The sequence below is a fragment of the Micromonospora sp. H33 genome (assembly GCF_052068455.1).
Lineage (GTDB): Bacteria > Actinomycetota > Actinomycetes > Mycobacteriales > Micromonosporaceae > Micromonospora.
In genome coordinates this window covers 19,557-29,281 of sequence record NZ_JBQHDE010000001.1, presented here as the reverse complement: position 1 = coordinate 29,281, position 9,725 = coordinate 19,557, and the positions used below count along the sequence as shown (strand labels likewise).

Here is a 9,725-nt window from a genome sequence, read left to right as displayed (position 1 = left end):
CCCGCCCTGACTCCCACGACCGCTATCCGCGTAGCGGGAGGCGACGCACGCGGAGGTGGCCTCGCGCGAAGCTCACCACTGCGCCTGCTCGCAGGTCGTCAAGCACGGCAGGAAGGTTGGCGATCAGCAACTGCGCCTGCTCGGCCGGTGTCTGCCTGTCGACCGAACGCATCAACACCAGTGACGGTGCGGTGTGCCCACTGAAGGCGAGCATCGTGGCGAAGTCACTATCAGCCGAAACGATTGCGTAGCCGCTGGAGACTGCGAAGGACGCGATCTTCTCGTCGGAGGCGGCCAGCAGACCGTGGTCGACTACGTGTGAGGCGTCGTAGCCCCGCCAGCCAGGTAGCGATCCGTGGCGACAGGTTGGCGTCAACGAGAAGCTTCATGCGGCGGGGCGGATGGGCAGCTCGCGTTCCGCGACGGCGGCCGCGGCAAATTCCAGCGCCGCCAGCACATCGTCACGGTCCAGGTACGGGTAGTCGTTGAGCACTTCATCTATCGTCTGGCCGGCGGCCAACTGGCCGAGGACAGCCGTGACGGTGACCCGGGTGTCGCGAATGCACGGCAGGCCGCCCATCCGACCGGGGTCGATGGTGATCCGCTCAAGTGCCATGGCTCGATACTACGGCTTTCGAGCGGATCACCGCCGTTTCTGTGGTGGTCAGGTGGCCAGCGTGGAGCGGATCAGGAAGCGGACTCCTTCCGGGGCTTCCAGGCTGAAGCCGCTGCCTCGGCCCGGGACCACGTCGACCGTGAGCCTCGTGTGCTTCCACAGCTCCCACTGGGACGCGGACATCCAGAACTCGACCGGCTCGGCGACGCCCTCGACGGAGAGCGACGCCAGCAGCACATCCGACCCGCCCGTCCGGAACTCTCCGGCCAGGTAGCACATCGGGGCGCTTCCGTCGCAGCAGCCGCCGGACTGGTGGAACATCAACGGCCCGTGCCGTTCCCGCAGTGACCGGATCAGCTCGGCCGCCGCGGGGGTCAGCGAGACCGTCGGCGGGGCGGCCGGGTCGAGGGAGACCGGCGAGGGAACGGCGCGAGGAAGCGGGGGCGCGGGGGCGCCCGGCGGACCGGGCACCCCAGCGTCGGAACGGTCGGCCATCAGAAGAAGCCCAGCTTCTTCGTGGAGTAGCTGACCAGCAGGTTCTTGGTCTGCTGGTAGTGCTCCAGCATCATCTTGTGGTTCTCCCGACCGATGCCGGACTGCTTGTACCCGCCGAACGCGGCGTGCGCCGGGTACGCGTGGTAGCAGTTCGTCCACACGCGGCCGGCCTGGATGGCCCGCCCGGCCCGGTACGCGGTGTTGATGTCCCGCGTCCACACGCCGGCACCCAGCCCGTACAGGGTGTCGTTGGCGATCTTCACGGCGTCGTCGAGGTCGGCGAAGGAGGTCACCGACACGACCGGCCCGAAGATCTCCTCCTGGAAGATCCGCATCGAGTTGTCGCCCTCGAAGATGGTCGGCTCCACGTAGTAGCCACCGGACAGTTCGCCGCCCAGGTCGGCCCGCGCGCCGCCGGTCAGTACCCGGGCGCCCTCCTGCCGGCCGATGTCCAGGTAGGACAGGATCTTCTCAAGCTGGTCGTTGGACGCCTGCGCGCCGATCATCGTGTCCGTGTCGAGCGGGTGGCCCTGCTTGACCTCACGGGTGCGTGAAACGGCCGCCGCCAGGAAGTCGCTGTAGTGGCCCTGCTGGATCAGCGCCCGCGACGGGCAGGTGCACACCTCGCCCTGGTTGAGGGCGAACATGGTGAAGCCCTCGAGTGCCTTGTCGCGGAAGTCATCGGAAGCAGCGCTGACGTCGTCGAAGAAGATGTTCGGGCTCTTGCCGCCCAGCTCCAGCGTGACCGGCTTGATGTTCTCGCTGGCGTACTGCATGATCAGCCGCCCGGTGGTGGTCTCCCCGGTGAACGCGACCTTGGCGACCCGGGGCGAGGAGGCGAGGGGCTTGCCCGCCTCGACGCCGAAGCCGTTGACGACGTTGACCACGCCCGGCGGCAGCAGGTCGGCCACCAGGGACAGCCAGTAGTGGATCGACGCGGGCGTCTGCTCGGCCGGCTTGAGCACCACCGCGTTGCCGGCCGCCAGGGCGGGGGCGAGCTTCCAGGTGGCCATGAGCAGCGGGAAGTTCCACGGGATGATCTGCCCGACCACGCCGAGCGGCTCGTGGAAGTGGTACGCGACGGTGTCGTCGTCGAGTTCGCCGAGGGAGCCCTCCTGGGCCCGGATCGCCCCGGCGAAGTACCGGAAGTGGTCGATGGCGAGCGGGATGTCGGCGGCCAGGGTCTCGCGTACCGGCTTGCCGTTCTCCCACGTCTCGGCGACCGCCAGGGATTCCAGGTTCTCCTGCATCCGGTCGGCGATCCGGTTGAGGATCAGCGCCCGCTCGGCGACCGGCGTGCGGCCCCACGCGTCGGCGGCGCCGTGCGCGGCGTCGAGGGCCTTCTCGACGTCCTCGGCGGTGCCCCGGGCCACCTCGGTGAAGGTCTGCCCGGTGACCGGAGTGGGGTTCTCGAAGTACTGCCCGCCGTGCGGCTTCACGTACTCGCCGCCGATGAAGTGGTCGTAGCGGGACTGCCAGTGGGTGGGGGCGTCGTAGCGCGTCATTGGGGTGCCTCCGCCGATCCGTTGGGGTGGACGGCGGCGACGCTAGTTTCGGGTACGTTGCAGCGACGTTGCGCGGCCCACGTCGTACTCGTCGAGGAGCTGGCGGATGCGCGTGACGGCGAGCGGCCGGCGGGGCGCGCCCGGCGGCAGTGCCCGCGCCAGGGCCTCCCAGGCGGCCAGGTCGTCGGTGCCGGCGGGCGTCGCGGTCCAGGCCGCGAGCAGCGCCGGGTCCGCGCCGGCCAGCACGGCCGCGCGCAACTGCCCGTCGACCAGCCGGCGCAGCCGCGTCACTCCCGGCGCGTCGGAGCCGGGCAGCAGACTTCCGGGGTACGCGTCGAGCGCGCCCGCCGCGTCGCCGCGCTCCAGCAGGTCGGTGACGGTACGGAAGTCGGAGCGCACGCGCCCGCGCAGGCGGTACGGGCGGGAGTCGAGCAGTTCGGGGCCGAGCACCCGGCGCAGGCGGGACAGCTCGGCGCGCAGGGTGACCGGGTGCAGCCGGTCGTCGCCGTAGAGGTCGAGGCCGAGCTGCTCGCCGGTGCGTCCCTCGGGATGATCCACCAGCAGGACGAGCAATTCGCTGTGCCGGCGGCCAAGCCGGATCCGGCGCTCGCCGATCCGCAGCTCCGCCTCGTCGCGGCCGAGCGCGGACACGTGGACCACGTCCGGCTCGACCGGCGCCGCGCCGGCCAGGAACGCCTCGGCGGCGCGGGCGGTGGCCCGGACCAGCGCCAGGCTCTGCGGGTTGGCCAGGTGGTCGCCGCCGGTGATGTCGACCGCGCCGAGCAGGCGGCCGGTCGCCGGGTCGTGGATCGGAGCGGCGGCGCAGGTCCACCGCTGCACGCGGCGGCTGAAGTGCTCGGTGGCGAAGATCTGGACGCTGTGGTCGACGGCCAGGGCGGTGCCGGGGGCGTTCGTACCGGCGTGCGGCTCGTCCCAGCGCGCACCGGGCACGAAGTTCATCCGCTCGGCGTGCCGCAGCACCCCGGGATGCCCCTCCACCCAGAGCAGCCGCCCGTACGCGTCGCAGACCGCCATCAGGTGCGCGCCGTCCTGCGCGATGCCGCCGAGCAGGTCCCGGAAGAGCGGCAGCACCCGGGCCAGCGGGTGGGCGGCCCGGTACCGCTGCAGCGCGTCGTCGGTCAGCTCGACCGGGGGCGTGGTCTCCGGGTCGAGCAGCGCGGACCGCTCCCAGGACCGGCGGACGACCTCGCGGACGCGGTTCGGTGCCCTGCCCCCGGTGAGGAACGCCTCGTGGGCGGCGCCGACCTGCGCGATCCGCTCCGCGGGATCCGCGCCGAACTCCAGGGCGAGCCACGGGTCAGCCATCGGCGACCTCCTCGCGCCCATCGTGACCCACCTCACCCCGGATCGCCAACCCGCTGGCGCGAGGAGGACGAACGCCCCAGACGGCGCGGGGGAGCGGTGGCCTACCGCTCCGGCTTGACCGCATTTGTCCCTGACCGCGTGAGGTGGAGGATGGCTGCGGCAGGTTCTTACGGAACCCTTATCTCCTGCTTGAGACCGTATGCCGGACAACGAGGAACCACGGGAGCGGAAGCGTGCGGGTGCTGGTGGCGGACGACGAGCGGTTGCTGGCGGACACGGTCGCCGAGGGGCTGCGTCGCCTCTCGATGGCAGTCGACGTCTGCTACGACGGCGACGCCGCGCTGGAGCGGGTCGGGGTGAACCGGTACGACGTGGCGGTGCTGGACCGGGACATGCCAGGGCGTACCGGTGACGAGGTCTGCCGCAGCCTCGCCGGGTCCGACGCCGGGACGCGGGTGCTGCTGCTCACCGCGGCCGCCGGCATCCGGGACCGGGTGGAGGGCCTCGGGCTGGGCGCCGACGACTACCTGACCAAGCCGTTCGCCTTCGCCGAGCTGGTCGCCCGGGTGCAGGCCCTCGGGCGGCGGTCCGTGCCGGCGGTGCCGCCGGTGCTCGAGCAGCACGGTGTGGTGCTCGACGTGGCCCGGCACACGGTCACCCGGGACGGCCGACCGCTCGCCCTGAGCCCGAAGGAGTTCGCCGTGCTCCACGTCCTGATGCGCGCGGGTGGCCGGGTCGTCAGCGCGGAGGACCTGCTGGAACAGGCGTGGGACGAGTTCGCCGACCCGTTCACCAACGCGGTGCGGGTGACCGTGATGACGCTGCGCAGGAAGCTCGGCCAGCCGGCCGTCGTTCACACCGTGCCTCGGGCCGGCTACCGGATCGGCGGCCCCGCGTGAGCCCGCGCCGCCGCATCCTGCTGGTCGGCGTGCTGGCCCTGCTCGTCGGCTACTCCCTGCCCGGCCTAGAGAAGTGGCTGCTGAGCTGGGTGTGGTGGCGCGCCCAGCAGGTGTGCGACCTGCCGGTTCCCGGGCTGGAGACGGCGTGCCGGGCGGCCGGCGAGTTCGACGCGCTGCTGCCCTACCTGGCCTTGCTCGGTCTGGTCGTGGCCGCCGTGGCCGCGCTCTGGGGCGCCGCGCGGTGGTGCCTGCGCCCGGTCCGCGACCTCGCCGAGCCGGTGGCGCACGTCGGGCCGCAGAACCTGGGCTACCGGATCCGCCCCCGGGGCCGCGACGAACTGGCCCGGTTGGCCCGGGCGATCGACGAGATGATGGAACGCATCTCCGCCGGGTACGAGGGGCAGCGGCGGTTCGCCGCGAACGCCTCGCACGAACTGCGGACACCGCTGGCGGTCCAGCGGACGCTGATCGAGGTCGGCATGGCCCGGACGCTCACCGGCGAGCAGCTCGACCTGCTGACCGCCCAGCTGTTGCAGACCAACGAGCGCAACGAGCGACTCATCGAAGGGCTGCTCGCCCTCAGCGAGAGCGACCAGGGGCTGCGCTCCTCCACGCCGCAGCGCCTCGACGAGATCGCCGGCGCCGTGCTGGCCGCGTACGCGGACCGGGCGGCCGAGGCCGGGGTGACCGTGGAGAGCCAGCTCGCCCCCCGGGTCGTGCCAGGCGAGCGGGTGCTGCTGGAGCGCCTGGTGACCAACCTCGTGGAGAACGCGATCAAGTACAACCGGCCCGGCGGCCGGCTCACCGTCACCGTCGGCGGGAACCCGGCGCTCACAGTGGTCAACACCGGCCAGGTCGTGCCGGCCGAGGCGGTCGCCGGCCTCTTCGAACCCTTCCGGCGGCTGGCCCGGGACCGCACGAACCAGAGCGGGGGCGCGGGCCTCGGCCTCGCCATCGCCCGCTCGATCACCCAGGCCCACGAGGGGATCATCGCCGCCCGACCCGGCGAGGACGGCGGCCTGCGGGTCGACGTCCAGCTACCCGGCCCGCACTGACCCGGCCGCTGGCCGGACCACACCACCCCATCCAGCACGGGAGCCGCACGGTGCGGCATCCCCGGCTCCGGCCTGCCCGAAAACCGACGGCGGGGCGGCTCGCGCCAGGACCCGCCCCGCCGCGCCCCGGCCGACCACAACCCGAAAGGAGAGATCATGTCCCGTACCGATGTCCCGGTCCTGCCGGACCGGGCCCGCGTCGAGGAGGCCGCCCGGTGGTTGGCCGGCCGGGTGGTGCGTACCCCCGTGCTGAACTCCCCGGCCATCGACCGGCTGGGCGGCGTCCGGATCCTGCTCAAGGCGGAGAACCTCCAGACCGGCGGCTCCTACAAGATGCGCGGGGCGATGCTGGCGGTGGGACGGCTCGTCGCGGCCGGGCACACCGGAGTGGTCGCGCAGAGCACCGGCAACCATGCCGTGGCGGTGGCACTGGCGGCCCGGCGGCACGGGCTCGCGGCGACCGTGGTGCTGCCGGTGGACGCGGCGCCGACCAAGGTGGCCCGGGCCCGGGCGGCGGGGGCGTACGTCGTCCTCGCCGGCACGACCGTCGAGGAGCGGGTCGCGACCGCCCGCCGGCTCAGCGACGCGCAGGGCCACCCGCTGATCGACGCGTACGACCACCCGGACGTCATCGCCGGGCAGGGCAGCGCCAGCCGGGAGCTGATCGAGCAGGCGGAGCGCGCCGGAACCCCGCTGGACGCGCTGGTGCTGCCGGTCGGTGGCGGCGGAGGCGTCGCCGGCGCGTGCCTGGCCGCGGCCGGAACACCGATCGAGGTGTACGGGGTCGAACCGGTCGGCTGCGACTCGCTGGCCCGCAGCCTGGCGGCCGGCCGCCCCACGCCGGTCGCCCCGGCGCCCACGATCGCCGACGGGCTCCGTCCCACCTGCGTGGGCGAGCTGCCGTTCGCCGTCGCGCGCGACACCGTCCGGGGTGTCGTCCGGGTCGACGACGAGGAGATCGCCGAGGCCTTCCGGCTGCTCCTGCTGGAGCTGAAGGTGCTCACCGAGCCGTCCGGCGCCGCCGGGCTCGCCGGCGCGCTGCGGCTGGCGGCGGATCCCGGTGCTCTGGCGCCGGGCGCCGGCCTGGCGGACCGGTCCGGTGCCGGTCCAGCGGGCGGGCGGGATCGGTTCCGCACGGTCGGCGTGGTGCTGACCGGCGGCAACGTGGAGGCGGAGCTGGTCGCCCGGTTGGTGACCCGGCAGCTCGCCGACCTGACGACGGAAGGTAGGGCGGCATGAGCGCGCCGGTACGGATCGGAGTCCTGTTCGGAGGCCCCTCGGCGGAGCACGAGGTCTCCTGCGCCTCGGCGCTCGGGGTGGCCCGTGCGCTGGCCGATGCCGGCCACCGGGTGGTCGCCATCGGTGTGACCCGCACCGGCGGTTTCCGGCTCGTGCCGGACGCGGTGTTCGCCGAGCTGCGGGCCGGCCCGGGAGCCGGGCGGGCCATCGACGACCGGCTGACGGTGACCGGGCCGCTGGTGGAACTGCGCACCGGGAGCCGGCCGGGGACGGCGGTCGTCGCCGCCGCGAACGCGCCCGGCGCGGTGCACGCCGAGCTGGACGTGGTCTTCCCGGTCCTGCACGGCCCGTACGGGGAGGACGGGGTGGTGCAGGGGCTGCTCGAGTCGCTGGGTGTGCCGTACGTCGGGTGCGGCATCCTCGCCTCCGCCGTCGGCATGGACAAGGTGGCGATGAAGCGGGCGCTGCGCGCCGAGGGAGTGCCGATCACCCCGCACGTGTCGTTCGACGGGCCGACCTGGCGGGCGGTGGACGACCCGGAGAAGCTGGTGCTGGGGCTGCGCCGGCCGCTGTTCGTCAAGCCGGCCCGGATGGGCTCCTCGATCGGGATCTCCCGGGTGGTCGAGGGGGACGACCTGGCGGCGGCGGTCGAGGAGGCGTTCCGGCACGACACCGTCGTGCTGGTGAAGCAGGGCGTCACCGGCCGGGAACTGGAGTGCGGCGTGCTCGGCGGCTGGCGTCCGGAGGCGTCGGCGGTCGGCGAGGTCCGGGTCACCGGCGGCTGGTTCGACTACCGGCAGAAGTACCTCGGCGACGCCGATCCGATGACCGTCCCCGCTCCGCTGCCCGACGAGGTCACCGAGCGGATCCGCGACCTGTCGGTGCGCGCGTTCGCGGCGATCGGCGGTTGGGGCCTGGCCCGGGTCGACTTCCTCTACGACGAGGCGACCGGAGACCTCTACGTCAACGAGCTCAACACCATGCCCGGCTTCACGGCGCACTCGATGTACCCGAAGGTGTGGGCGGCGGCCGGGGTCAGCTACCGGGAGGTCGTAGACCGGCTGGTCGCCCTCGCCCTCGACCGGCACGCGGAGCGACCCGCGAGCGTAGGACTGGGGGGCGCGCGATGATCCTGCTTTCCGATCCTCGCGTGGCGGCGGTGCCGAGCACGGACGACGGCGACTCGCTGGTCGACCTGCGTGAGTTGCCGGAGCTGTGGCTGGATGGCCGCGCCGCCGATCCCGCCGGGGCGTACGCCCGGGTGCGCCGCGGGGTCGCGGAGCGCTTGCTCGCCGCGCAGCGCGCGTTGCCGGCCGGGCTGCGCCTGCTGGTCATCGAGGGGTACCGGCCGTACCAGGCGCAGCTCGACATCTTCAGCGGGTACCGGGACGAGCTGCGCCGGCGGTACCCGCACTGGTCGGCGGAGCGCCTGCACCGGGAGACGACCAAGTTCGTCTCACCGGTCGAGGTGGCGCCGCACAGCACCGGGGGAGCGGTCGACCTGACCCTGTGCGACTCCGCCGGTGTCGAGCTGGACATGGGAACCGCCGTCGACGCCACCCCGGAGGCCAGCGGAAACGCGTGCTTCACCGGAGCGGAGCACATCCCGGCGGCGGCGCGGCGGAACCGGCGGATCCTGGTGGCCGCGCTCGGCGGGGCGGGGCTGGTGAACTACCCGACCGAGTGGTGGCACTGGTCCTACGGCGACCGTTACTGGGCGCTGCTGACCGGGGCGGCGCATACCCGCTACGGCCCGGTGTGACCCGGCGGGTTCATCCGAAACTTTGTTTTCGATAAGTGTCACAGCACTGAACTGCGCCGCGCTCCCACGCCGTACCCGCCCGCGACACGGCACCACCGGACGAGGAGGAACGACGTGAAGGTGCAGCGGAAGCACGTACTGGCGGCGGGCGTGGCGGTGGTCGCCGCGGCAGCGGTGGCGGTCGGCACCGGGCTCGGGTTCGCCGACACCGGCTCCACCCGCGCGTCGGTGTGCCCGGGGTCGGTGACCTTCTCGGCCGAGGGCGGCGCGCCGGCGGCGACCAGCAACCGGTTTCCGGCGGGGACCCGGCTGCGGGTGACGAACCTGGACAACAACCGGTCGACCGAGGTGACCGTGACCGGGCCGTCGGGGAGCTGCGTGCTGCTCAACGCGACGGCGATGGACCTGGTCCGTGAGCCGGGCAAGAACGTGATCCGGCGCAACGTGGTCGAGGTGGTCGCTGGCGGTGCGGCGCAGCCGGGGGCGGGTGCGACGCCCTCGGACGCCGGCACGGTACGGCCCGGTGCCGCCTCGCCCGGCGCGTCCGGCCCGGCTTCGGCGTCGGCCTGCCAGGGGGCGATCACCTTCTCCGGTGAGGCCGGCGTGCCGGCGGCGACCAGCAACCGGTTCCCGGTCGGGACGCGGCTGCGGGTGACGAACCTGGACAACGGCAAGGCGGTGACGGTGGGCATCACCGGCCCGTCGGGCAGCTGCGTCCTGCTGAACCTGACGGCGATGGACGCGATCCGCGAGCCCGGCAAGAACCTGGTCCGCCGCAACACCGTCGAGGTGCTCAGCTAGCCGGCCGCTGGTGTAAGGAAGGGCCCC

At 73.2% G+C, this 9,725-nt stretch carries 11 protein-coding genes; 6 read left to right on the top strand and 5 right to left on the bottom strand.

What is annotated here, in order from left to right; translation table 11 throughout:
* Positions 1-22 precede the first annotated feature (22 nt).
* The 5 genes from ACTMS0_RS00140 to ACTMS0_RS00120 form a co-directional block, all read right to left on the bottom strand.
* Complete coding sequence (locus tag ACTMS0_RS00140) at positions 23-376, bottom strand: DUF5615 family PIN-like protein (RefSeq protein ID WP_441153001.1); 354 nt, start codon at positions 374-376, stop codon at positions 23-25.
* 9 nt (positions 377-385) lie between these two features.
* Positions 386-616: a DUF433 domain-containing protein gene (locus ACTMS0_RS00135; RefSeq protein ID WP_441153000.1), complete on the bottom strand. Its 231-nt coding sequence runs from the start codon at positions 614-616 to the stop codon at positions 386-388.
* Positions 617-664: 48 nt separating this feature from the next.
* Positions 665-994 (bottom strand): DUF779 domain-containing protein, encoded by a 330-nt coding sequence (locus tag ACTMS0_RS00130; RefSeq protein WP_441153962.1) that lies wholly within the window; start codon positions 992-994, stop codon positions 665-667.
* A gap of 116 nt (positions 995-1,110) precedes the next feature.
* Entirely contained in the window at positions 1,111-2,616 is a 1,506-nt protein-coding gene (adh, locus tag ACTMS0_RS00125; RefSeq protein WP_441152999.1) for an aldehyde dehydrogenase, read from the bottom strand.
* Positions 2,617-2,658: 42 nt separating this feature from the next.
* Positions 2,659-3,942 carry a GAF domain-containing protein gene (locus ACTMS0_RS00120; protein WP_441152998.1) on the bottom strand — a complete coding sequence of 428 codons (1,284 nt, stop codon included), beginning with the start codon at positions 3,940-3,942 and terminating at the stop codon, positions 2,659-2,661.
* Positions 3,943-4,175: 233 nt separating this feature from the next.
* On the opposite strand from ACTMS0_RS00120, the gene ACTMS0_RS00115 reads away from it, so the two are divergent.
* The 6 genes from ACTMS0_RS00115 (at position 4,176) to ACTMS0_RS00090 (ending at position 9,698) form a co-directional block, all read left to right on the top strand.
* Positions 4,176-4,841, top strand: a complete 666-nt coding sequence (locus tag ACTMS0_RS00115; RefSeq protein WP_441152997.1) for a response regulator transcription factor — start codon at positions 4,176-4,178, stop codon at positions 4,839-4,841.
* Positions 4,838-5,896, top strand: a complete 1,059-nt coding sequence (locus tag ACTMS0_RS00110; protein ID WP_441152996.1) for a sensor histidine kinase — start codon at positions 4,838-4,840, stop codon at positions 5,894-5,896. Before ACTMS0_RS00115 ends, ACTMS0_RS00110 begins: the two co-directional genes overlap by 4 nt.
* A 156-nt stretch (positions 5,897-6,052) precedes the next feature.
* On the top strand, positions 6,053-7,135 hold the full coding sequence (locus tag ACTMS0_RS00105) for a threonine ammonia-lyase (RefSeq protein WP_441152995.1): 1,083 nt from the start codon (positions 6,053-6,055) through the stop codon (positions 7,133-7,135).
* Entirely contained in the window at positions 7,132-8,265 is a 1,134-nt protein-coding gene (locus ACTMS0_RS00100) for a D-alanine--D-alanine ligase family protein (RefSeq protein WP_441152994.1), read from the top strand. The genes ACTMS0_RS00105 and ACTMS0_RS00100 overlap by 4 nt, the downstream gene beginning before the upstream one ends.
* A gap of 29 nt (positions 8,266-8,294) precedes the next feature.
* Positions 8,295-8,897, top strand: coding sequence for a M15 family metallopeptidase (locus ACTMS0_RS00095; RefSeq protein ID WP_441152993.1), 603 nt, complete (start codon positions 8,295-8,297; stop codon positions 8,895-8,897).
* Between the two features lie 114 nt (positions 8,898-9,011).
* Positions 9,012-9,698, top strand: coding sequence for a hypothetical protein (locus tag ACTMS0_RS00090; RefSeq protein ID WP_441152992.1), 687 nt, complete (start codon positions 9,012-9,014; stop codon positions 9,696-9,698).
* The last annotated feature ends 27 nt before the right edge of the window (positions 9,699-9,725 follow it).

What these genes read in the sequence shown, in the direction of transcription:
- ACTMS0_RS00135 (WP_441153000.1), bottom strand. Translation starts at nt 616, where the DNA reads ATGGCACTTGAGCGGATCACCATCGACCCCGGTCGGATGGGCGGCCTG.
- adh (WP_441152999.1), bottom strand. Translation starts at nt 2,616, where the DNA reads ATGACGCGCTACGACGCCCCCACCCACTGGCAGTCCCGCTACGACCAC.
- ACTMS0_RS00120 (WP_441152998.1), bottom strand. Translation starts at nt 3,942, where the DNA reads ATGGCTGACCCGTGGCTCGCCCTGGAGTTCGGCGCGGATCCCGCGGAG.
- ACTMS0_RS00105 (WP_441152995.1), top strand. Translation starts at nt 6,053, where the DNA reads ATGTCCCGTACCGATGTCCCGGTCCTGCCGGACCGGGCCCGCGTCGAG.
- ACTMS0_RS00100 (WP_441152994.1), top strand. Translation starts at nt 7,132, where the DNA reads ATGAGCGCGCCGGTACGGATCGGAGTCCTGTTCGGAGGCCCCTCGGCG.